Here is a 22,498-nt window from a genome sequence, read left to right as displayed (position 1 = left end):
GGGGCAATGGGGCAGGCGCGCGGCCGGCGACATTTCGCAAACCGGGATGACACGCGGTGCTAGACCAGCGTCGCCCGAAGGTCGCGCTTGAGCACCTTGCCGACCGGATTGCGGGGCAGGGCGGGCATGATCTCCAGCCGCTCGATCTGCTTGAACACTGCGACCTTGCGCTCGCCGGTCAGGAAGGCGTTGATCGCCTCGCGGTCCGGGGTCTTGCCGGGCCGGGGCACGATGAAGGCGCAGACCCGCTCGCCCAGCCGTTCGTCGGGCGAGCCGACCACCGCGGCGTCGGCCACCTCCGGGTGGGCCATCAGGTGGCCCTCGATCTCCTCGGACGAGATGTTCACTCCGCCGCGGATGATGATGTCCTTCAGCCGCCCGACGAAGTGGAAGTACTGCGCCTGGTCGCCGGCGATCTCGAACAGGTCGCCGGTGCGGAACCAGCCCTCGGCGTCGAAGGCCCGCGCGGTCAGCTCCGGCGCCCGCCAGTAGCCGGCGAAGACGGTCGGCCCCTTGATGCGCATCTCGCCGTGACGGCCGGGCTGCGTGATCTCCTCCTCGGTGTCGGGATCGACCAAGCGCGTGAAGAAGCGATCGTTGAGCGGATAGGCCCAGTCGAATCCCGGCGCTCCGACGCGCGGGAAGTAGCTGGCCCGCTCGCCCGGCGCGGGAACGTCGTCGGCCGTGCCGCACAGCGACATGCCTTCGTTGGAGCCGAAGTAGTTGACGATCTCGACGCCATAGCGGTCGAAGAAAGCGCGGATCATCGCCTCTGACAGCGGCGCCGAGCCGGAGCCGATCGCCCGCAGGCGGCCGAAGTCGACGCCGTCCAGCAGCTTGGGATCCTGGGCCAGCAGGTTCAGCACCGCCGGCGGGGCGACGGTGTAGTCGATGGCGTGCTCGCGCATCTGCGCCAGCATGACGCCAAGGTCGAACGGGTGGTGCTGGATCAGCGTCCCACCGATCAGCAGCCAGCCGGCCAGTGCGGTCGAGACCCCGCCCATATTGACCATCGGGAACGGGTTCAGCAGCCGCGCGCCCGGCGACAGGCGGCCGGCGGCGACCACGCCCTGGGCCATGATCAGCCACTCGTTGTGGCTGCGCGGCACGCCCTTGGGCTCGGCCTCGGTGCCGGAGGTCCAGCAGATGGTCGCCACGTCGTCGGCGGTGATGGCGGCGGCTGAGGCGGCGGCCCGGGCGGCGGCGATTTGCGCGGGCGTCACGCCCGCCATGGCGGCGCCCAGCTCCTGCGCGCCTTGCGCCTCGCCGACGCTGAAGATGTGGTCCAGCGCAAGACCGCGCAGCTGGCCGACGTGGTCGTGGCCGCCGATGACCGCGCCGGTGATCGCCGCCTTGGCGCCAGTGCGGCGCACGATGCTGGAGAGCTCGTTCTCGCGGTACTGGACCGGCGCTGGGGTGACGATGACCCCCAGCCTGAAAGCGGCGAGGTAGGCGAGGCTCAGTTCCACGACATTGGGCAGCTGGACCAGCAGCACGTCGTCCTTGGCCAGGCCCGCGCCATGCAGCACGGCGGCGAGGCGGTCAACCTCCGCGCCCAGCTGGCGCCAGGTCAGGCGGCGCGGATCGCGGCCGATGATGGCCCTGGTGTTCGGCGGATCGATCAGCGCGTCGTCGCCGGGCCGCTCAGTCACATGGCGGTCCAGCAGGTCGACCATGGTGGTCTCGCCCCACCAGCCCTTGGCCCGGTGCTCGGCGATGTGGTCGGCGGGAACGAGGATCATCGTCGGCTCCGATCAGGCGAGGCGTTCGACCACCATGGCCGCGCCGACCCCGGCCGCGCCAGTGGCGACGACGAGGCCGAGGCGCCCGTCGGCGGCGTCCAGCGCATCCAGCAGCGAGGACAGCAGGATCGCGCCGGTCGCCCCCATCGGGTGGCCCTTGGCGAGATGGCCGCCGCCGACATTGACCTTGGCCGGGTCGGCGGGACGATCGCGCAGGAACTTGGCGATGGTGACGGCGAAGGCCTCCATGAACTCGACGCGGTCCATGTCGGCCAGGGTCAGGCCGGCGCGGGCCAGCGCCTTATCCATGGCCGAGAACCCGGCCAGCAGCGAGGCCTGCGGATCGCCGCCGGATTCGGCGTAGGCCAGGATGCGCGCGCGCGCCTTCCGGCCGCCGCTCGGCGCGCCGCCGACAACGGCCAGGCCGGCCCCGTCGCAGACCGGCGGGGCGTGGGCGATGGTGTGGCGGTGGTCGATCGGGCCTTCCAGCGCCTGCGCGTAGGTCGCCGCCAGCGGGGCGAAGGCGGCCGGCATGGCGGCCAGGGATTCGGCGGTGGTCTGCGGTCGGGCGCACTCTTCCGTCACTGCCGCGCCGACGGCGATGCGCGAGGCGATCAGCGCCGGGTTCGCCTCGGCCTGGCCGGTGCGGACCTGGGACATCAGGGCGACGGCGTCGAGCTCCTCGCGGGTGACGCCTTCGGCCTGCGCCAACCGGTCGGCGGCGACGACGACGGGGATGTAGCGCGAGCGCTTCGGGAAATCGGCGTCGGTGTAGTAGCCGGCGTTGTCGCCCATGAACGGCACGCGCGACATCATCTCGACCCCGCCGGCCAGCGCGCGGTCGATCGCGCCGCCGGCCACCATCGTCGCGGCATGGCCGATCGCGGTCAGGCCCGAGACGCAATAGTTGTTGAGCGTGAAGGCGTAGGCGTCCTCGGCGACGCGCGAATGCAGCTTGGACACCAGGGCGATATTGGCCCCCTGGTCGCCGACCTGGCCGACGCAGCCCAGCACCATGGCCTGGCTGGCGCGGGGATCGTGGCCGCGGGCTTCCAGCGCGTCGACCAGCGTCCCGACCAGTTCCTGCGGCTTGTTGGCGGCCAGTGATCCGTCGGGGCGTGCCTTGCCGCGCGGAGTCCTGACGGCGTCGTAGATCCAGGCGTCCACGTGCGTACTTCCTCCCGGCCGCGCCCTTGATCAGGCGTCTGGCCATGCTCCGGCTTGCCACGATAAGTCTTGGAATGCAAGCTGACGAGATGTGATCGGGAAACGGGCATGACGCGCAGGCTGCGGGTCGTCCAATGGGCGACCGGATCGATGGGGAAGACCTGCCTGCGGGCGGTGCTGGACGCCCCGGACCTGGAGCTGGTCGGGCTCTACGTCTACTCGGCGGCCAAGGCCGGCGTGGACGCGGGCGAGATCGCGCGGCGGCCGGCCACCGGCGTCCTCGCGACCAGTTCGATCGACGACATCCTGGCGCTGGACGCCGACGTGGTGCTTCACTGCCCGATGCTGGCCAGCCCCTATGACGGCCACGACCCCGACGTGAAGCGGCTGCTGGAGAGCGGCAAGAACGTCATCTCCATCAACAACTACTTCCACCCCTGGGCGCTGGGCGGGGCCTATGCGCGGGACCTGGAGGCCAGCGCGCTGCAGGGCGGGGCGACGCTGGCAGGCGTCGGGGTCAATCCTGGTTGGGCGGCCGAGAAGGTCGCCGCGGCGGTGGCGGGGATTTCTCTGCGGCTGGACCACATATCGACGAGCGAAGTCATCGACTGCTCGGGCATCCCCAACGCCGCCTATGTGTTCGGAGCGCTCGGCATGGGCGCCGACCCCGCCGGGCTGGACCTCAAGGACGGCCCGCTCGCCCGCACCTTCACCGACATGTACGCCCAGTCGGTCGCGGCCCTGGCGCAAAAGCTGGGGATCGAACTCGACGCCGTGGAGGCGGACCACTCGGTTACGCTGGCCGACAACGACTTCGACGTCCGCGCCGGCGTCGTGCGGATCGGGACGGTGGCGGCGACCACCTGGCGCGTGCATGGGCTCAGCGGCGGCGTCCGCCGCATCACCCACGCGGTCAATTGGGTGATGGACATGAGCCTGCCCGCCTTCGCCGGCAAGCCGCACTGGGAGATCGAGGTCACCGGTCTGCCGGGCGTGCGCCTCTCGATGGACCTCGCGGAAACCCCCGAGCCGGGCGTGCGCACCAAGCCCGAGCAATACGCCGTGGCGGGGATGGTTCTGTCGGCGATCCCGCGAGTGGCCGCCGCGCCGCCGGGGTTGTGGCGGGGAGAGCCCTAAATTGCCCCCCGCTGGGGGAGCTGTCAGCCGAATGGCTGACTGAGGGGGCTTGCTGACTCAGCAGTCCCCCTCCATCGCGCCTCGCGCGCCGCCTCCCCGAGAAGGGGAGGAACTGAGGCCCTACGCCGCCCGGCCGACCACGAAGCTGACCACGGTGCCCAGCGAGCCGCCGATGTTCAGGGTCTGGTAGGTGCGCGCGCCTTCGACCTGATAGTCGCCGGCCGTGCCGGTCACTTGTCGCCCGGCGTCCAGCAGCATCCGCGCGCCGGTGGCGCCGACGGGATGGCCGACGCCGATCAGTCCGCCCGAGGCGTTGACCGGGCACTTGCCGCCGAAGTCGATCAGGCCTTCCTCCACCGCCTGCCAGGACTGGCCGGGCGCGGTCAGGCCCAGGTGGTCGATGGCCATGTACTCGGTCGAGGTGAAGCAGTCGTGGGTCTCGACGCCGCTCAGGTCCTGCGGCCCGGCGATGCCGGCGCGGCCCCAGGCGTCGGTGATCGCCTTGCGGACATGCGGGAAGATGTAGTCCTGGCCCTTCGAGCGCTCGAGTTTGTCGAGGAAGCGGATGCCGGCGTTGGTGTGGCCCCAGCCGAGGATCTGCGGGAAGTCGCTCGCCTTCACCCCCCGGCGGGCGGCGTAGCGCTCCATGAAGCGCTCCGAGCACAGCACGATGGCGCAAGTCCCGTCGGTGATCTGGCCGCAGTCCATGCGCCGGGTGCCCGGCTCGATGATCGGGTTGGCGGTGTCGTCGTCGGTGAAGTTCTCGGCCGTGAACGCCCACTTGCGGGTCTGCGACAGCGGGTTGCGCTTGGCGTTGGTGAGGTTGATCTCGGCGATGCGATTGAGGTGCTTGCGGTCCAGGCCGTAGCGCTCGCCGTACTCCTGGCTGAGGCGGCCGAACACGGCCGGCCACATGAAGCGGCAGTCGATGCCCTCGCGGCCCTGCCAGGATGCGGCGTTCTGGACCTTGGACGCCTCGTCGCCCGGCAGGTTCTTTTCTTCCTCGACCCCGGCGATCAGCACGCAGTCATAGCGGCCGGCCTCGATCTCGGCGGTCGCGGCCAGAACGGCGATGGAGGAGGAGGCGCAGGCCGCCTCGTGGCGCATGGCCGGGATGCCGTGCAGCTCGGGAACCACCTGGGCGACCATGGCCGCCAGATGCCCCTGGCCGCGATAGAGCTCGCCAAAGGCGTTGCCGACATGGACGGCGTCGATGTCGGACGGATCGAGCTGGCAGGCGTTCAGCGCGCCGAGGATGCCGTCGCGCATCATGTCGGAGAGGTCCAGTCCCTCGCGCGACCAGGCGCGGGCGAAATCGCTCTGATGACCGCCCAAGAGATAGATCGCCATGGCTTCCTCCAACGTCTTCTTTCGTGATCTTGCCGGCGAGCCTAAGGTATCGGTTCGTAAATGCAAGTCATAGGGAGGCAGGCATGCGGGATTTCGAGGGCAGGACGGGCGTGGTCACCGGCGCGGCCGGCGGCATGGGCGCCGCGGCGGTGCGGCTGTTCGCCGAGCGCGGGGCAAGGGTGGTGGCGCTCGACCGAAGGCTGGAGGACCTGAGCGGCCTGGCTGAAACCTGGCGCGGGGAGGGGCTCTCCGTCGATGTCGCCGGCTACGATCAGGGCGATCCCGACAGTATCGCTGCGGTGTTCGATCAGGTGGACGGCTTCACCGGCGGGCGGCTTGACTTCTGTTTCGCCAACGCCGGCTACGGCCGATATCGCCCGGCCCTGGAGATCGAGGCCAAGGAGTGGAGGCGGCACACGGCGATCAATCTCGACGGTACGTTCCTGGTGGCCCAGGCGGCGGCGCGGCGGATGCTGCAGGGCGGCGGCGCGATCGTGCTCAACGCCTCCTCTGGCGCGGTGTTTCCGACCGATCTGCTCTCGGCCTATTGCGCGTCCAAGGCCGGGCTGGTGATGCTGGCCAAGATCCTGGCCTCCGAACTCGGCGCCTATGGAATTCGGGTCAACGCCGTGCTGCCCGGCGTTATCGAGACCCCGATGACCGAAAGCCTGCTGGCCGAGCCGGGCGTGCCGGAGACCCTCGCAAGGGCCACGCCGCTGGGCCGCGCCGGACGCCCGGAGGAGGTGGCCCAGGCCGCCGCCTTCCTCTGCAGCCAGGCGTCCGGCTACGTCACCGGAACCAGCCTGCTGGTCGATGGCGGCCAGACCCTGCACGGTTTCCCGCGCTGGTTCAGCACCGATCACCGCGACCCGGCGGCCCCCTGGACGGCGCACGTGGGGAGCTAGCGACGAGGGTGTCAGCCCGGAAAGCCCGCAGGGCCCCTTGCACGGCGTAAGCGTTCGTGTAGCTTTCATATAAAGACTAAAAACAGCGCGGGAGGAAACGCGCACTATGCGGGGGCTTGCATGCAGGTGAGAAATTCCGTTGCCCTGGTTACGGGGGCCAACCGCGGTATCGGCGAGGCGTTCGTGCGCGAACTGGTCGCCGCCGGCGCCGCTCACGTCTATGCCGGGGCGCGCGACGCGGCCTCCGCGGCCCATCTGGAGGCCGAGTTCCCGGCCAAGGTCACGGCGATCCAGCTCGACGTCAGCAAGCCTGACCAGATCGCCGCCGTCGCCGCCGCGCGCCCGGACGTCTCGCTGCTGGTCAACAACGCCGGGGCGTTCACCCACGGCCTGCTGATCGGATCGGACAGCCTGGACGGCGCACGCGAGGAGATGGAGGTCAACTATTTCGGCCCCGTCGGCCTCTGCCGCGCCTTCGCGCCGGCGCTCGCCAGCAACGGCGGCGGCGGGATCATCAATGTGCTGTCGGTCGGCGGCATCCTCGCGGCTCCGAACATGGGCGGCTACAGCCCGTCGAAGTTCGCCATGCGCGCGGCGACCCAGTGCATTCGCGCCGAACTGGCCGACCAGGGCACGGTGGTCTCTGCGCTGATCGTCGGCTCGGTCGACACCCGCATGGCCGAGCACGTGAAGGGCGCCAAGGAACCGCCCTCGGTGATCGCCAAGGCCGGCATCAAGGCCATCGAGCGCGGTCAGGACGAGGTCGACACCGACCGCATGGCCATCGAGACGCGCGCGGCCCAGGCCCGCGATCCCAAGGGCCTCGAGCGCCAGATGGCCAAGATGCTCAAGGCCGTCGAAATCTCGACCGGACGCTAGGGGGAACGACGATGCCTGAGCTTTCGCAGATCGCGACCTTGCTCGCGGTCAATTTCGGCCTGTTGGTCGCTGGCTTCCTGATCCTCTGGATGATCGGGACGGCGATCAAGGACGTCACCTTCGTCGACGCCTGCTGGGGGCTGGGCCTGGCCAGCATGGCGGTGGCCAGCTTCTTCCAGACGCCGGACGGCGCCCAGGCGCGCCGCTATCTGCTGACCGGCCTGGCGCTGGCCTGGGGCCTGCGGCTCGGCCTGCACATCCTTGGCCGCTGGCGTCATGAGGGGCCGGACCGCCGCTATGTGAAGATGATGGACCGCGCCAAGTCCGACAAAGGCTGGAGCTACGCCCACGCCTCGCTGCGGATGGTCTTCGCCTTCCAGGCGCCGCTGCTCTGGGTGGTCAGCCTGCCGGTGCAACTGGGCCAGATGTCGGCCCAGCCCGCCGCTATCGGCGCAATCGGCTGGATCGGAGCGGCGCTGTCGCTGTTCGGCATCGCCTTCGAGACCACCGCCGACTCCCAGCTCAAGCGCTTCAAGGCCAATCCCGCCAACAAAGGTCAGGTGCTGTCGAGCGGCCTGTGGCGCTACACCCGCCACCCCAACTACTTCGGCGACATCTGCGTCTGGACCGGCTTCTATCTGATCGCCGCCGAGACGGCGCTCGGCCTCTGGGCGCTGCCAGGTCCGCTGCTGCTGATCTTCCTGCTGACCCGCTGGAGCGGCGGGCCCTCCTACGAGAAGCGCCTGACCCACCAGCGGCCCGGCTATGACGATTACATCCGCCGCACCAGCTCGCTGATCCCCTGGCCGCCCAAGCGCATCGACGGGAGCGCCTCGTGAGAACCCTGCTGTCGCCCACCATCGCGCCGCCCGCGCCGCAGCCGATCGGAACCCTGCCGGGCCTGCATGCGGCCCGCGATCCGGACGCCCCGGCCATCACCTGCGAGGGCAAGACCCTGACCCGGGCGCAGTTCGCCGCCCGCGTGAACCGCCGCGCCCGTGGCCTCGCCGCCCATGGCGTGCGGGAAGGGGACTTCGTCGCCATCGCCCTGCCGAACGGCCCGGCTTTCCTGGAACTGGCCTTCGCCGCCTGGACCCTGGGCGCGACCCCAGCGCCGGTGTCCTATCGCCTGCCTGCGCCCGAGATGAAGGCGATCATCGAGCTGATGCAGCCCCGCGTCGTCATCGGCGGCGAGGCGACCCGCGCCGCGGGCGTCGACTTCCTCGACGAAGCGGCGACCTATGACGAAGGCGCCTCGGCCGATCCGCTGCCCGAACTGACCGCAAAGCACGTCAAGGCGATCGCCAGCGGTGGCAGCACCGGCCGGCCCAAGGTCATTGTCGACCACGCGACCTCGATCATCGACCCGGATGCGCCTTCGCTCGGCATGCAGGTCGGCGACACGGTGATCATCCCTGGCCCGCTCTATCACGCCGCGCCTTTCGGCCTGGCCTACATGGCGCTGTGCTGGGGGTGCCATCTGGTGATCACCAAGCGCTTCGATCCGTCCGAGACCCTGCGCCTGATCGGCGAGCACAAGGTCCAGTGGGCCTATCTCGTCCCGACCATGATGCACCGCATCTGGCGGCTGCCGGACGAGGAGCGGGTCGCCGCCGACGTCTCCAGCCTGGAGATGATCGTCCACATCGCCTCTGCCTGCCCGGTCTGGCTCAAGGAGAAGTGGATCGAGTGGCTCGGCCCCGACGCGGTTTGGGAAGTCTATTCCGGCACCGAGGCCATGGGCGGCACGTCCATCGGCGGCCGTGAATGGCTGACCCACAAGGGCTCGGTCGGCCGCCTGCTGCCGGGCAGCGAGATCCGCATCCTGCGCGAGGACGGGACACCGGCGCCGGCGGGCGAAGTCGGCGAGGTGTTCTTCCTGCCGGCCGGCGGACGCGGGGCGACCTACCACTACATCGGCGCCGAGCCGCGGGCGAAGGGCGAGTGGGAGACCTTCGGCGACCTCGGACACATCGACGAGGAGGGCTATCTCTACCTCGCCGACCGGCGCACCGACCTGATCATCTCGGGCGGGGCGAATATCTACCCGGCCGAGGTCGAGGCCGCGGTCGACGCCTACCCCGGCGTGCTCTCCAGCGTCGTCGTCGGCCTGCCGGACGAGGACCTGGGCCAGAGCGTCCACGCGATCCTGGAGATGGCGCCCGGCGGCCCATCGCTCGACGGGGCGGCGGTCAAGGCGTTCCTGGCCGAGCGCATCGCTCCCTACAAGATCCCGCGCAGCCTCGAGGTCACCCACGAGCGTCTGCGCGACGACGCCGGCAAGGTCCGCCGCAGCGCCTTGCGTGACGAGCGCGCCAAGGCCTGACCTCAGAGGTAATGGTGTGGGAGCGCCACTGCGCCTAGCCTGCTCAAAAGCTTCAGGGAGCAGGCGATGAACGGGTTCTGGCGCAAGTGGCTGACGGCGTGGTGCGCGGCGGTCGGCGTGTTCGGCGTGGTGCTCGCGGCGGGAGCGTCGGCGGCGACCAGCGGCCCGGTCGCCGCATTGCTCGACCTGCTTAACGGGCCTGAGCCCTTGGTCATCGAAGGGCCGATGCGGTTCGCCCTGGCCGTGCTTGGCGCGGTCACGATCGGCTGGAGCGTGACCCTCGCGGCCGCCATCGACGGCGCCGTGCGCCTGGGCCGCGACGGCCGCCCGATCTGGATGATGATCCTGGCCAGCGGCCTTCTCTGGTACGTCATCGACAGCGCCCTGTCGGTGGCCACCGGCTTTGGCCTCAACGTGATCCCGAACACCCTGTTCATCGCCGGGCTGATCGCCCCACTCGCCGCCAGCGGCGTGCTGACCCCACGCCAAGCTTTGCCATAATTCCACCTTCGCCCGGAACGAGCGTCGCTGCCGCAGTTCGCGAGAGGGTGGTGATGGCGCGTGCGCAGGATCGGCTGATGCTGCTGGCCTTGTCGGTGGGGGCGCACGTCGTCGCCCTTGGCTGGCTGATGACCCAGCGGCACGACATTACGCCGACGCCGGACGCTCCGGCGATGCAGGTCTTCCTGGCCCCGCCGATCGTCCTGCGCCGCGCGCCGCCGCCGCCGCGGCAGGCGCCGCGCCCGCACACGGCCCGCTCGCCCGAACGCGCGCCCGTCGTCCGAAGGGACGCCGCCGCCGCGCCCGTGTCAGGCAATGGTGAGGCAGGCGATCAGGCCGCCCCGCCGGCCGTGCGCCGCGCATTGCGCGGGCTCATCGGCTGCCGGCTGGCCGATCTCAGCGACGACGAGCGCCAGCGATGCGCCGATCGCCTGGGCGCTCTCGAGGACCGCCGTGCGCCGAAGCTCAATCTCGACGTCCGCGGCGCCTTCGCCCGCGACCCAGATCCGTACCTCGCCCGCAAGCCGAAGAACGGCTGCAAGGCGCGGGCAGGGGGCGACGCTGATCCGGCCGGCGAACAAGGGGCCGCCATCGGCATCGGCTGCGCCTGGTCGTTCTAGTGCGTTGACGAACGGGGGCGGCAGATCCGTACTTCGCCCATGCGCCTGTTCCACTTCAGCGAGGACCCCGGCATCGCCCGGTTCGAGCCGCGGCCCGTCCGCGCGCCGTCGGCGCGGCCGCCTGGGCGCGAGTGGCTGAACGGTCCGCTGGTCTGGGCGATCGATGAGCCGCACCAGAGCATGTACCTCTTCCCCCGCGACTGCCCGCGCATCCTGATCTGGCCGCTGGCGACGACGAGCGCCGAGGATCGCGCCGCCTGGCTGGGGGAGGCGGGCCGGGCGGCCTATGTGGAGGCCCGCTGGCTCGCGGCTCTGAACACGGCGCGGATCTACCGCTACGACTTGCCGGGCGACGGCTTCGAAAGCCTCGATGACGCCGGCATGTGGGTCTCGCGCACCGCGGTCACGCCATTGGCCGTCAACGAGGTCGCCGACCTGCCGGCCGCGCTGGCGGCCTGCGGCGTCGCGCTGAAGGTCGTCGACAGCCTGACGCCCCTGCGCGGGGTCTGGGACAGCAGCCTGCACGCCAGCGGGATTCGGCTGCGCAACGCGGTCGGCTGGTAGGCCTGTCTTCCGCGCAGCGGAAGACAGGCGCGCCGGTCAGTGGGTGGCGTTCGGGTCGGCCATCTGGAAGTAGTCGCGCCAGCTGACGATCTTGCCGTCCGGCTTGAATTCGATGACGCCCATATAGGGGTGGGTCACGGTTTGGCCGCTGGCGTTGACGTACTCCTCGCGCCCCTCGGTGAAGAGGTGGGTGTCGGTTTCGGCGTGGCGCTCGATCACCCAGGTCGAACCGCTGTTGTCGGCCCAGTACTTGGTGATGAACTTCTCGACCCAGTCGCGGCCCATCAGCGGGCGGGTGCCGACGTGATAGTGGTACTCCACCTCCGGCGCGAAGAAGTCGAGGAAGCCGGCCTTGTCCTTGGCGGCGATGGCCTGCTGCAGGCGGCGGATGACGTCGATCTTGGCTTCGCTCACGCGGCGCTCTCCTGGTTGGGGGCGGCCGGGAAACGGGCCGAGTCGTAGTAGTCGCGCAGCTTGCAGATCTTGCCTTCGCGGAATTCGATGGCCTGCATGAACGGGTTGTCGATCAGGACGTCGCGAGCGCGGTCGTAGAGCTTCTCGACGCCCTCGACCAACAGCGTGTCGCCCTTCTCGGCCCAGTTCAGCACGGTCCATTCGCGCTGGTCGAAGCCCTGCTCGTAGTTGCGGATGAACTTGCGCATGGTGGCCTTGTCGCGGATCGGCTTGGTCCCGACGCGCCAGTGATACTCGAAGTCGTCGGCGAGCGTGTCGACGAAGGCGTCGTGATCCTTCCGTTTGGAGGCGGCGATCATCGCCTCCAGCGTCTTCATGTTTTCGCTCATGACCGCGTCCCTCCTGCGTTTCCCTGACAGCAGGCTATTGGCGTAAGTTCGAATTTGCAAGTAACAACGCCGCGGCGGTTGACGCCGCTGCGGGTGGTCAATAAGTTGCGATTTGCAAGTCAAGGCTTGCGGCTTTTAGGGGCGCGGGGGGTTCGCGCCTGGGGATGTAAGGATACGCGATGCAGGATCTGGTTTCGCTCAAGGGGCGGCTGCGGCTGCCGGCCATCGCCGCGCCGATGTTCCTGGTCTCCGGACCGGAACTGGTGCTGGCGGCGTGCAAGGCCGGGATCGTCGGCTCATTCCCCGCCAACAACGCCCGCACCATCGAGGTGCTGGACCAGTGGCTGGGCGAGATCAAGGCCACGGTCGGCGACGCGCCCTGGGCCATCAACATCATGGTTCACCGCACCTATGAGCGTATGGCCGAAGAGCTTGAGCTGGTCATGAAGCACAAGCCGCCGATCGTCATCACCGCCCTGGGCAGTCCCAAGGAACTGGTGGCGGAGGTCCAGGCCTATGGCGGCAAGGTTCTGGCCGATGTGAACTCGATCTCCTACGCCAGGAAGGCGGCGCAGGCCGGCGTTGATGGTCTGGTGCTGATCTCGGCCGGCGCCGGGGGCCATACCGGCCAGCTGTCGGCCTTCGCCTTCGTTCCGGCGGTGCGCGAGTTCTTCGACGGGGTCATCGTTCTGGGCGGCGCCATCGGGTCAGGCGAGGCGGTTCGCGCGGCCGAGATCCTGGGCGCCGACTACGCCTATCTCGGCACCCGGCTGATCGCCGCCGAGGAGAGCATGGCCCACCCCGACTACAAGACCATGCTGGTCGAGGCGAGCGCCGACGAGATCATCCTCTCGGCCTCGCTGACCGGCGTGCCCGCCAATTGGCTGAAGGGCAGTCTGGTCGCCGCTGGCTTCGATCCCGCGGCCATGGGCGCCAAGGCCGAGATCGACCTCGGCCGGCCCGAGGACAACGACGCCAAGCGTTGGAAGGATGTCTGGTCCGCGGGGCAGGGCGTCGGCGCCGTGCGCGCCATCGAGCAGGTCGGCGTCATCGTCGACCAGCTGGTCGAAGAGTACGCGGCGGCCAAGGCGCGCTAGATTCCGTTTTCTAGCAGCGGCGAGGCGCCCATCAGCGCGCCGATCACCCGCCGCTGCTCCATCGGCACGGGCTTGTTCCCGAACACGTCCGACAGCCACAGCCCGTCGGCGACCAGCCGCTGCAGCAGCGCGTCGTCGGCGCCGACCACGTCGTTGGGCTCGTCGCGGGTGACCTGGTCGGTCCACCACTGCCAGCGGTCGGCCAGGCTCGGTTCCAGCAGGCAGGCGACCAGCACCACCTTGCTGGTCCGCACCTCCTCGGGGCTCATGGTCAGCTCGACCGTGGCCGCCAGATAGGCGCGCGAATAGCGTCCCACCGGATGCGGGTCCTTGGCCGCTAACGCTTCGATGCGGCCGACGAACTTCTCGCCGGCCTCGTCGACCATCGCTTTCAGCAGCTCGGCCTTGCTTGGAAAGTGGTGCAGCAGCGCGCCCTTGCTGAGCGGCAGGCGCGCGACAACGGCGTCCAGTGTGAACCCGGCCGCGCCACTCTCCTGCAGAGTCTGCATCGCGGCCCCGATGATCTGGGCGCGGGTGGCTTCAGGCTGGCGGCGGCGAGGCTGGGTCATGACTGCTACATACCAGTTGGACGGTAATTTTCAACAACCCTTACCGTAGCGTCAAGTGGTGGTCGCCAGCCACCGGCGCAAGAGCGCGCTCGTCTCTTCCGGCTGCTCGATGGCCGGCAGGTGGCCGCAGCGGTGGAACAGGTGGAACCACGGGCGGGGCAGGGCCCGGAACATCGCCACCGACTCGGACGGCGGCGTCAGCACATCGCCGTCGCCGACCGCCACCAGCGCCGGAATGTCCAACGAGCCCAGCAACGGACGGCTGTCGGGTCGGTTCAGGATCGCGGTCTGCTGGCGCACGAACGCCTCGCCGCCGACCCGTTGGGCCATGGCCTTCAAGTCTTCGCCGACCGGGCCGCCCAGATGCTGCTCATCGATCAGCCGCGGCAGCAGCCGGTCGGTCACCCCGGCGAATCGACCCCGCGACAGCGAGGCCAGCGCCGCCTCGCGTTCGGCCGAACGTCCCGGGGCGTCCGGCGCGGCGCTGGTGTCCAGCAGCGCGACGGCCCCGACCCGCTCGCGAGCCTGGCGAAGCACTTCGAAAGCCACATAACCGCCCATCGACAACGCCACGACGCTGAACCGCGGCGGGGCGTCGGCCAACAGCCGCGCAGCCATTCCGGCGACGCTGTCGTCCCGGGTGACGTCGGCGACGATGGACGGCGCCAGGTCCGCCAGCGCCGCCTGCTGGTCGCGCCACAGCCGTTCGTCGCACAGCAGGCCGGGAATGAAGACGATGGGAAGCATGGCGGAGTCCTAGCGCGGGCCGCTGTCAGCTGTCGCCCTCGACCAAGACAAGCTTGCTCACGGTGGTGTGCTTGCGCAGTGCGAACAGGTCCTGGGCCTCGGGATCGTTCAGGAACGCCCGCGCATGATCGCTGGAGGGGAACTCCAGAATGACCATCCGCTCCGGCGTCCAGTCGCCCTCCATCACCTCCGGCTCGACGCCGCGCACGATGTAGCGCCCGCTATGCTTAGCGATGAAGGCGGGAATGGCCTCAACGTACGGCATGAAGCCGCGGAGGTCCTTGATCGAGAAGTCGAGCACCAGATAGGCGGTCATTGTCGCTCCTCGCGCGTCCCGGTCCGGAGCCTAGCATCGCCAGTTCATCTAGCCAGCTTGGCGCGGGCGCCGCGCGGCTTGGTTCAGCCCCACCCGCTCATCCCGGCGAAGGCCGGGGCCCTGAGTCCCAGACAAGCTTGCGGCGCTCCGGCCTGGTCCAAGCGCTGCTTGGCCGGGTTAGCGGCAGTGCGACTGAACCCTAGTGCGTCGACAGCTTCTCGCGCCGGACGCGGATGCCGGCGGCTTCGCGGTCCCAGGTCTGGGCGGTGACGCCTTCCTTGCGCAGTTCGACCTTCTGGATCTTGTTGGTCGGGGTCTTGGGCAGCTCGGCCTCGACCCGCACGTAGCGCGGCACCATGAAGTGGGCCATGCGCGGGATCAGGAACTCGATCAGCGCCTTGGGATCGACGGTTGAGCCCTCGCGCGGGGCGACACAGACCATCACCTCCTGCTCGCCGCCCGGCAGGTCGACCCCATAGACGGCCACTTCGCGCACATGTTCGTAGGCGCTGACCTCGATCTCGATCTCCAGCGAGGACATGTTCTCGCCGCGGCGGCGGATCGCGTCCTTCTTGCGGTCCACGAAATAGAAGCGGCCCTCAGCGTCGCGCCGCAGCAGGTCGCCGGTGTGGAACCAGCCGTTGCGCCAGGCCTCGGCGGTGGCGGCGGGATCGCCCAGATATTCCTTGAACAGCTCCCAGGGACGGTCGGTGCGGATCGTCAGCTCGCCGACCTCGCCGTGGGGGACCTCCTGGTCGAAGGCGTCGACGATGCGGCACTGGACGCCGGCGCGCGGCCGCCCGCAGCTGCGCATGGTCTGTTCATTGACCTCGCTGATCAGCGGGGACGAGACCTCGGTCATGTTGAAACCGGAGACGTAGTCGAAGCCGAACCGCTCGGCCAAGGCCACCGTCTCCTCGGACACCGGCGACAGGGTGCAGATCCGCAGCGGGTTGTCCTTGTCGTCCGGCCGCGGCGGCTCCTTGTGCAGGAAGCTGGTCAGGGCGCCGATGAAGCCGCTGCAGGTGGTCGATCCGGTCTCGCGCACCAGGTCCCAGAACCGGCGGGTGTCGAAGGCTTCGAACAGGGCGATGGAGCCGCCGCTGGCCAGCGCCGCCATGATCCCGCTGATCCCGCCGACGTGGAACATCGGCAGGTTGACCAGCATCCGGTCGTCGGCGCGCATGTAGCCGTAGGTGACGCGGGCGGTCGTCCACTCCTGGACGTATGAGGTCACGACCGCCTTCGACGGGCCGGTGGTGCCGGAGGTGAAGATGATCACCGGGGTGTCCCAGGGCTGCGGCTCGGCCAGCACGGCCAGGGCGGCGTCTCCGTCCAGGGCCGAGGGCGGCTCGATCGCCTGGGCCAGGTCCAGGGCGTTGGGGCCCGGAGCGGTGAGGATCACGCGCTCCAGCGCCGGCAGGGAAAGGCCGGTCAGGCGCGGGGCGAGGTCTGGGTGGACGACGGCGACCTTGGCTCCGGTCTTGTTGATGGCGTGCTCCAGCAGACGGCCGCGGAAGCTGGTGTTGATCGGGGCGAGCGCCGCGCCGGCGTAGTTGGCGCCGAACCAGGCCCGGCAGAGGGCGGCGGAATTGGGCGCCCAGGCCGCGACGATGTCGCCGGCCTTCACGCCGCGCGCCTGAAACGCGGCGGCCGTGCGCAGGGCGATGTCGCGGGTCTGGGCCCAGGTCCACTCCTCGCCGTTCTCGAAGCGCAGGAACACCTTGTCGGGCGTGGCCTTGGCGTGCCGGTCGATCAGCCGCGGGACAACGCAGTCCGCCGCGCTCGGTGCAGCCTTGGGGTCGAACCAGACGGGGTGGGACATGGGTTTCCTCCAACCAGACTCATGCGTGCGGCGGCCGCTTCGAATGGCGGCGCTGCCGGCGCGCATCAATTGAGATACATCAAATCAGTCTCGAAATGAAAGTGATATTCGGCCGCGGCCGGCTCAGATCCCGCAGTCGCGAAATCCAACTGGCAAATTGAAACTGAATGCGCCTATCATGGGGCAACCAGGATGGCCGTGAGCCGTCCAGCCAAGGGAGTAGCGACATGCCCGTCGAACTGGTGAACCGGGTCCACACCACCATCGAGCCGAACGACCATCCTTATATGAACGGGGCCTGGACCCCGCAGCATGAGGAGTTCAACGGCGCCGAACTCGAGGTGATCGGTCAGGTCCCGGCCGATATCGACGGCGTCTACGTTCGCAACACCGAGAACCCGGTGCACGAGCCGCTGGGCCGCTATCACCCGTTCGATGGCGACGGCATGCTGCACGTCATGAGCTTCAAGGGCGGCAAGGCGGGCTATCGCAACCGCTTCGTCCGGACCAAGGGCTTCCAGGCCGAGGAAGAGGCCGGCCGCGCGCTATGGGCGGGCCTGGCTGAAAACCCCGCCAAATCCACCCGTCCGGGTTGGGGCGCGCACGAACGGCTGAAGGACTCGTCCTCGACCGACGTCGTCGTCCACGCCGGCAAGATCCTCTCGACTTTCTATCAGTGCGGGGAGGGCTATCGCCTGGACCCCTACACCTTGGAGCAGGAAGGCATCGAGAGCTGGACGCCGATCGACGGCATCTCGGCCCACCCCAAGGTGGACGAGCACACCGGCGAGCTCTTGTTCTTCAACTATTCCAAGCACGCCCCGTACATGCACTACGGGGTGGTCGGCGCGGACAACAAGCTCAAGCACTACATCCCCGTGCCGCTGCCGGGCCCGCGCCTGCCGCACGACATGGCCTTCACCACCAACTACTCGATCCTCAACGACCTGCCGGTGTTCTGGGAGCCGGAGCTGCTGGAGAAGAACCTGCACGTCGTGCGGTTCCACCGCGAGATGCGCTCGCGCTTCGGCATCCTGCCGCGCTACGGCAAGCCGGAAGACGTGAAGTGGTTCGACGCCGATCCGACCTACGTCCTGCACTTCCTCAACGCCTTTGAGGACGGTGACGAAGTCGTGCTCGACGGCTACTTCGAAGAGAATCCGGAACCGAAGTCGTCCAACAGCGCCCCGGCCGGCTATGAGCGGATCATGGCCTTCCTCGACCAGAACGAGCTGCGGCCCAAGCTGCATCGCTGGCGCTTCGACATGAAGACCGGCGAGACCCGCGAGCAGCGCCTGGACGACCGCATCCTTGAGTTCGGGGTCATCAACAACCAGTACGCCGGCCGCAAGTACCGCTACGGCTACAGCGCAGTCTCCAAGCCGGGCTGGTTCCTGTTCACTGGCCTGGTGAAGCACGACCTGGACACCGGCGAGAGCTGGGCGATCGACTTCGGTGAGGAGCGTTACGGCAGCGAGCCGGGCTTCGCCCCCCGCGTCGGCGGCGTCGACGAGGATGACGGCTACCTGGTGACCTTCGTCACCGACATGGTCGCCGATCGGTCGGAATGCGTGGTCTACGACGCCAGGAAGCTGGCCGACGGTCCGGTCTGCCGGATCATGCTGCCGGGCCGCATCTCCAGCGGCACCCATGCGACCTGGGGCCAGGGCGAGGCCATCCGCGCGGCGCAGGGGCGCTAACGCCAATCTCGAGTGTCATCCCGGAATGCGCATCGCGCATGTCCGGGATCCATTCGCGCGGCGGTGTCATGGGTCCCGGTCTTCGGCTGCGCCGAAACCGGGATGACGGTTTTGCGCCGGTCTTGCGCTTACCAGGTCTTCAACGGCTTCACGGCCATCGGGGCCTTGTAGATGTAGACGGGCTTGGCGGGCGCTGGTTTGGACGTGAACCGCGCGGTGGTGGTGCGGCTTGGCGCCGGCTTATAGGCGGCGGTCATCAACAGGCCGCCCGACTTGGCGTCGTTGCGCACCTGTCCGCTGCTCTGCGCGGACGCCGTCCCCATAGCCAGCAGGCTCAGGACGGCGGTCAAGGCGACGATCTTCACGCGCCTTCCTCCCATGTCTTTGTCTAGTCACGGACCTTCTTGCGGGTCCGTTCAGCAGGCTGCACCGGTTTTGGCGTCGGTGCAAACCCGCAGTCTACAAACGTCAGTGATCAGAGGTTTGCGCGGCCTCTTCCTCCGACGCCTGGATGTAGGGCTTGATGGCGGCCAGCAGGGCGATGACGCCCAGCGGCAGGACGATGGCGGTGACCACCGCGACGGCGACGCCGATCTTCTTGGGGTCGCGCAGCCAGTGGTCGCTGATCAGCGCCACCGCCGTCGGGCCGACCGTAAAGGCGACGATGTTGCCGATCAGCAGATAGAGCGCGATCACCCGGGCGCGGACGCGGTTGGGCGTCACCGCCTGGAAGGACACCGCCGGCAGGCCCTGGGTCAGGCCGAACCCCAGGCACATCAGCGCCAGCAGCACCGCGGCGGTGACGTCGCTGGAGACCATCGGCGCGGCCAGGGCGAACGGGAAGGCGCCGAGCGCGCCGATGATCGCGACGCGCAGCACCGCGTCCTTGCGGCCGGCGGCGGCGAAGCGGTCGGTCCACCAACCGCCGATCAGGACCCCGACCGTGCTGCTCACCAGCAGGATGGTCCCGTAGATCGCTCCGACCTTGCCCACCGGCCAGCCGTGCGCGCGCATCAGGAAGGCCGGCGCCCAGGTCAGGTAGGCGGCGATCGCCACCCCGACCAGCGAGTAGCCGGCCGCGAGCAGGGTGAAGATCAGCCAGCGCTGGCGCAGATAGGGGCCGAGCGGGGCGGAGGGCGCGGCGCCCGCGCCCTGCCGGGCCGGCTCGCGCAGGAACATCATCGCCACGATCAGCACCGGGCCGGGCAGGCTGACCAGGATGAAGGCCATCTGCCAGCTCTTCAGCGTGCCGACCACGGGCAGGGTGACGGGCGGGGCCGTGCTGGCCCACTCGATCACCGCCCCGCCGATGATCAGCGCCAGGCCGACCCCGGTGATGGCCCCGATCGCATAGACGCCCATGGCCCGCGCGCGCTTGGCGGGCGGGAACGAGTCGGCGATCAGCGAGTAGGCGGCGGGCGACAGGCCTGCTTCCCCGATGCCCACGCCCACGCGCGCGGCGAACAGCGAGACGAACGAGCCGGCCAGCCCGCAGGCCGCGGTCATGGCGCTCCACACCCCGATGCTGACCATGATCAGGTTGCGGCGCGATCCGCGGTCGGCCAGCCAGGCCAGCGGCACCCCCATCAGGGTGTAGAACAGCGTGAAGGCCAGGCCGCTCAGCAGGCTGAACTGGGTGTCGGTGATTCCGAGATCGCGGCGCAGCGGCTCCACCAGCAGGGTCAGGATCTGCCGGTCGACGAAGCCGACGGCATAGGCCGCCATCAGCACCAGCACCGTCGCCCAGGCGCGGGACGGCGAGGGCCAGTCCGGCGCGCCGACCTGGGGCGGGGCCGCGAATTCCATTGTCTTTTGAAGCATTCCTGGGCCCCGATGGAGTGGCCGTCTGCGCGGCGTCCAGGCCACCGTCACTCGAAAGGTATTAAAATGCAAGCCGATCTGGAGCGACTTTCAAAAAGGGACTTGTGCGTATCAGTCTAGTAATGCAAGTCTCTCGTCATGGGCCGTAGAGCCCAGTGGAGCGGCGCCTCGGGGCGTCGCGCAACGCGGGGGAAACTAGATGACCAGGCAAGCGCTCTTTCTGTTGGCCACCTGCGCCGTAGGAGCTCTTTCGGCCGGAACCACGGCGGCGGCCCAGACCGCGCCTTCCGGCGAGCGGACCGTGGCCGTGGAGGAGGTGATCGTCACCGCCGACCGCCGCGAACGGCGGCTGCAGGACGTCCCGACCGCCATCAGCGCCATCACCGAGGAGGCTCTGGAGCGGAGCCGCATCGTCGACCTCAGCTCGCTGTCGAACTCGGTGCCGTCGTTCTCGATGACCGAGAGCTCGGCCCTGGGCAAGGAGCTCAGCATCCGCGGCGTGACCAGCGTGCGCATCCTCGACGCCACCGCCGAACCGTCGGTCGGCATGTTCGTCGACGAGGTCTATCTCTCGCGGATGGGCTCGGCCTTCACCGACTTCTACGACCTGGAACGGGTCGAGGTGATCCGCGGCCCGCAGGGCGTGCTGCTGGGCAAGAACGTGGTCGGCGGCGCGATCAGCGTCATCACCGCCAAGCCCAAGTTCGATCCGTCCGGCTCGACCACCGTCTCGTTCGGCAACTACGACTCGGTGATGGTCAACGGCCATGTGACCGGGCCGCTGACCGACAACCTCGCCGGCCGCGTCGCCTTCCAGGTCCGCAACCGCTCGGGCTACAGCCGGAACGTCATCCTCGGCGGCGACATGGACAACCTGAAGTCCTACCAGGGCCGCGGCGGACTGCTCTACCGCGCGCCGAACGCCGACCTGCAGATCCTGGCGACCTTCGACTACGGGACCGACGAGACCGACGGCACGGCGCGGATCATGACCGACGATCCCTTCGCCGCCGGGACCGGCGTCGTCGCCGCCTGGCGCGCGGCCCGCGGCCTGGGCCCGCGCGACGGCACCAGCCCTCAGCAAGAATTCAGCAGCCGCCTCACCCGCGGGGCGATGCTCCGCGTCGACTGGGGCGTATTCGAGGGCGCCAAGCTGACCTCGATCACCGGCTGGCGCTCGTCGAAGGGCACGATGGGCTTCAACCAGCTGGGCATCGGCTCGCCCCCCGGCCTGGCCGACACCTTCTACTCGACCAGCGAGCGGCCCGAGACCCTCAGCCAGGAACTGCGGCTGGTGTCGGACAACCCCGACAGCCGCTTCGACTGGATCATCGGCGCCTTCCACCAGAGCGACGACGTCACCCGCTACGACTCCAACGTCGCGACCACGGCCACCACCATCCCCGCCCTCAGCGGCACCTTCCTCTACACCAACGAGGCGGACCTCAAGACCACGGCCGTGTTCGGCCAGGTCGGCTACAATTTCACCGACCAGCTCAAGGCCACGGTCGGCCTGCGCTACACCATGGACGACAAGAGCGGGACCCGCCTGGCCCAGTGCCTCGAGGATGGCGGCGACGGCCTCTGCGTCGCGGCCCTGGTGCTGGCCAAGGGCCAGTCCTTCACCGTCAACTACGGCAAGGACTGGAACTCCCTGACCCCGCAGGGGATCATCGAGTACCGCCCGAACGAGAGCGTCATGGTCTATGCCAGCGCCGCCAAGGGCTTCAAGGGCGGCGGCTGGGACCACCTGCCGTCGACCGCCGCGGCCGCCGCCTTCGGCTACGACCCGGAAAAGGCGACCAACTACGAGATCGGCGTGAAGTCGGACCTGTTCGACCGCCGCGTGCGGCTGAACATCGCGGCCTTCAAGATGGACTACAAGGACCTGCAGTCCCAGCAGCTGGTCCTGGAATGCCTCTGCCTGATCACCAGCAACGCCGGTTCGGCCGAGATCAAGGGCCTGGAAGCCGAAGGCACCTGGGCGGTCAATGAGGACCTGACCCTGACCGCCTCGGGCTCGTGGCTCGACGCCAAGTACAAGAACTTCGTCGACGGCGCCGGCGTGGTGTTCTCGGGCAACCAGATCCAGCGCTCCCCGGAGTACAAGTTCGACATCGGCGCGAACTACGTCTTCGGCTTGGGCGAGTGGGACCAGGCCTTCAGCCTGCAGACCAACTACACCAAGCAGGGCAAGAGCTACTGGACCCCGGCCAACACCTTCGCCCAGGAACCCTTCGGCCTGTGGGACGCCTCGCTGCGGGTCCAGCCGCCGAACGCCCCCTGGTCGGTCACCGTGTGGGGCAAGAACCTCACCGACGAACTCTACGCTGTCGCCGCCCAGACCTTCTTCGGCGACCTGATGAACTACTACGCGACGCCCAAGACCTACGGCGTGGATCTGAAGTACGAGTTCTAGACGACATGAA

At 69.0% G+C, this 22,498-nt stretch carries 22 protein-coding genes; 11 read left to right on the top strand and 11 right to left on the bottom strand.

Going from position 1 to position 22,498, the window contains the following annotated elements:
- Positions 1 to 59 precede the first annotated feature (59 nt).
- Complete coding sequence (locus tag ASC79_RS04605) at positions 60 to 1,742, bottom strand: class I adenylate-forming enzyme family protein (protein ID WP_056020330.1); 1,683 nt, start codon at positions 1,740 to 1,742, stop codon at positions 60 to 62.
- A 12-nt stretch (positions 1,743 to 1,754) separates the two neighbouring features.
- Positions 1,755 to 2,909: an acyl-CoA thiolase gene (locus tag ASC79_RS04600; RefSeq protein ID WP_056020327.1), complete on the bottom strand. Its 1,155-nt coding sequence runs from the start codon at positions 2,907 to 2,909 to the stop codon at positions 1,755 to 1,757.
- A 108-nt stretch (positions 2,910 to 3,017) separates the two neighbouring features.
- Here ASC79_RS04600 and ASC79_RS04595 point away from each other — a divergent pair, with 108 nt between their 5' ends.
- Complete coding sequence (locus ASC79_RS04595) at positions 3,018 to 4,046, top strand: hypothetical protein (RefSeq protein ID WP_056020325.1); 1,029 nt, start codon at positions 3,018 to 3,020, stop codon at positions 4,044 to 4,046.
- A 120-nt stretch (positions 4,047 to 4,166) separates the two neighbouring features.
- Here ASC79_RS04595 and ASC79_RS04590 read toward each other — a convergent pair whose 3' ends face one another.
- The gene (locus ASC79_RS04590; protein ID WP_056020322.1) at positions 4,167 to 5,396 is read right to left on the bottom strand and encodes an acetyl-CoA acetyltransferase; all 1,230 of its coding nucleotides are present in this window, start codon (positions 5,394 to 5,396) and stop codon (positions 4,167 to 4,169) included.
- Between the two features lie 83 nt (positions 5,397 to 5,479).
- Between ASC79_RS04590 and ASC79_RS04585 the strand changes: the two genes are divergently transcribed.
- The 7 genes from ASC79_RS04585 to ASC79_RS04555 all read left to right on the top strand — a co-directional run bounded on the left by ASC79_RS04585 (position 5,480) and on the right by ASC79_RS04555 (position 11,191).
- Positions 5,480 to 6,301, top strand: coding sequence for an SDR family NAD(P)-dependent oxidoreductase (locus ASC79_RS04585; RefSeq protein ID WP_056020319.1), 822 nt, complete (start codon positions 5,480 to 5,482; stop codon positions 6,299 to 6,301).
- A gap of 120 nt (positions 6,302 to 6,421) precedes the next feature.
- Positions 6,422 to 7,180 carry an SDR family oxidoreductase gene (locus ASC79_RS04580; protein WP_056020316.1) on the top strand — a complete coding sequence of 253 codons (759 nt, stop codon included), beginning with the start codon at positions 6,422 to 6,424 and terminating at the stop codon, positions 7,178 to 7,180.
- 11 nt (positions 7,181 to 7,191) lie between these two features.
- Complete coding sequence (locus ASC79_RS04575; protein ID WP_056020313.1) at positions 7,192 to 8,019, top strand: DUF1295 domain-containing protein; 828 nt, start codon at positions 7,192 to 7,194, stop codon at positions 8,017 to 8,019.
- Positions 8,016 to 9,506, top strand: a complete 1,491-nt coding sequence (locus ASC79_RS04570; protein WP_235528738.1) for an AMP-binding protein — start codon at positions 8,016 to 8,018, stop codon at positions 9,504 to 9,506. Before ASC79_RS04575 ends, ASC79_RS04570 begins: the two co-directional genes overlap by 4 nt.
- A gap of 66 nt (positions 9,507 to 9,572) precedes the next feature.
- The gene (locus tag ASC79_RS04565) at positions 9,573 to 10,007 is read left to right on the top strand and encodes a hypothetical protein (protein WP_056020311.1); all 435 of its coding nucleotides are present in this window, start codon (positions 9,573 to 9,575) and stop codon (positions 10,005 to 10,007) included.
- A 53-nt stretch (positions 10,008 to 10,060) separates the two neighbouring features.
- Positions 10,061 to 10,627 (top strand): hypothetical protein, encoded by a 567-nt coding sequence (locus ASC79_RS04560; protein WP_056020308.1) that lies wholly within the window; start codon positions 10,061 to 10,063, stop codon positions 10,625 to 10,627.
- A 39-nt stretch (positions 10,628 to 10,666) separates the two neighbouring features.
- Positions 10,667 to 11,191 carry a DUF6886 family protein gene (locus ASC79_RS04555; protein WP_056020303.1) on the top strand — a complete coding sequence of 175 codons (525 nt, stop codon included), beginning with the start codon at positions 10,667 to 10,669 and terminating at the stop codon, positions 11,189 to 11,191.
- Positions 11,192 to 11,227: 36 nt separating this feature from the next.
- On the opposite strand, the gene ASC79_RS20995 is transcribed toward ASC79_RS04555, so the two are convergent.
- A complete protein-coding gene (locus ASC79_RS20995) occupies positions 11,228 to 11,605 on the bottom strand; it encodes a nuclear transport factor 2 family protein (RefSeq protein WP_056020301.1) in 378 nt (125 codons plus the stop codon).
- The gene (locus ASC79_RS04545; protein WP_056020298.1) at positions 11,602 to 11,994 is read right to left on the bottom strand and encodes a nuclear transport factor 2 family protein; all 393 of its coding nucleotides are present in this window, start codon (positions 11,992 to 11,994) and stop codon (positions 11,602 to 11,604) included. The genes ASC79_RS20995 and ASC79_RS04545 overlap by 4 nt, the downstream gene beginning before the upstream one ends.
- Positions 11,995 to 12,173: 179 nt before the next feature.
- Here ASC79_RS04545 and ASC79_RS04540 point away from each other — a divergent pair, with 179 nt between their 5' ends.
- On the top strand, positions 12,174 to 13,091 hold the full coding sequence (locus ASC79_RS04540) for a nitronate monooxygenase family protein (protein WP_056020295.1): 918 nt from the start codon (positions 12,174 to 12,176) through the stop codon (positions 13,089 to 13,091).
- On the opposite strand, the gene ASC79_RS04535 is transcribed toward ASC79_RS04540, so the two are convergent.
- The 4 genes from ASC79_RS04535 to ASC79_RS04520 all read right to left on the bottom strand — a co-directional run bounded on the left by ASC79_RS04535 (position 13,088) and on the right by ASC79_RS04520 (position 16,548).
- Complete coding sequence (locus tag ASC79_RS04535) at positions 13,088 to 13,660, bottom strand: TetR/AcrR family transcriptional regulator (RefSeq protein ID WP_056020292.1); 573 nt, start codon at positions 13,658 to 13,660, stop codon at positions 13,088 to 13,090. The genes ASC79_RS04540 and ASC79_RS04535 overlap by 4 nt on opposite strands.
- 51 nt (positions 13,661 to 13,711) lie before the next feature.
- Complete coding sequence (locus tag ASC79_RS04530; RefSeq protein ID WP_056020290.1) at positions 13,712 to 14,407, bottom strand: alpha/beta fold hydrolase; 696 nt, start codon at positions 14,405 to 14,407, stop codon at positions 13,712 to 13,714.
- Positions 14,408 to 14,432: 25 nt separating this feature from the next.
- Positions 14,433 to 14,723 (bottom strand): DUF1330 domain-containing protein, encoded by a 291-nt coding sequence (locus tag ASC79_RS04525; RefSeq protein ID WP_056020288.1) that lies wholly within the window; start codon positions 14,721 to 14,723, stop codon positions 14,433 to 14,435.
- A 199-nt stretch (positions 14,724 to 14,922) separates the two neighbouring features.
- Complete coding sequence (locus ASC79_RS04520; protein WP_056020284.1) at positions 14,923 to 16,548, bottom strand: AMP-binding protein; 1,626 nt, start codon at positions 16,546 to 16,548, stop codon at positions 14,923 to 14,925.
- A gap of 227 nt (positions 16,549 to 16,775) precedes the next feature.
- On the opposite strand from ASC79_RS04520, the gene ASC79_RS04515 reads away from it, so the two are divergent.
- Complete coding sequence (locus ASC79_RS04515; protein WP_056020282.1) at positions 16,776 to 18,248, top strand: carotenoid oxygenase family protein; 1,473 nt, start codon at positions 16,776 to 16,778, stop codon at positions 18,246 to 18,248.
- A 128-nt stretch (positions 18,249 to 18,376) separates the two neighbouring features.
- Here the strand turns inward: ASC79_RS04515 and ASC79_RS04510 are convergent, their stop codons facing one another.
- Both ASC79_RS04510 and ASC79_RS04505 read right to left on the bottom strand, forming a co-directional pair.
- The gene (locus tag ASC79_RS04510) at positions 18,377 to 18,613 is read right to left on the bottom strand and encodes a hypothetical protein (protein ID WP_056020279.1); all 237 of its coding nucleotides are present in this window, start codon (positions 18,611 to 18,613) and stop codon (positions 18,377 to 18,379) included.
- Between the two features lie 103 nt (positions 18,614 to 18,716).
- A complete protein-coding gene (locus tag ASC79_RS04505) occupies positions 18,717 to 20,054 on the bottom strand; it encodes an MFS transporter (RefSeq protein ID WP_056020276.1) in 1,338 nt (445 codons plus the stop codon).
- Between the two features lie 214 nt (positions 20,055 to 20,268).
- On the opposite strand from ASC79_RS04505, the gene ASC79_RS04500 reads away from it, so the two are divergent.
- Positions 20,269 to 22,488, top strand: coding sequence for a TonB-dependent receptor (locus ASC79_RS04500; RefSeq protein WP_056020273.1), 2,220 nt, complete (start codon positions 20,269 to 20,271; stop codon positions 22,486 to 22,488).
- Positions 22,489 to 22,498: the final 10 nt, after the last annotated feature.

Origin of the sequence: Phenylobacterium sp. Root1290 (genome assembly GCF_001425305.1) — a bacterium.
In the GTDB taxonomy this organism is placed as follows: Bacteria; Pseudomonadota; Alphaproteobacteria; order Caulobacterales; family Caulobacteraceae; genus Phenylobacterium.
The sequence above is the reverse complement of the archived record's forward strand: the minus strand, read 5'-3'. Positions and strand labels throughout refer to the sequence as shown.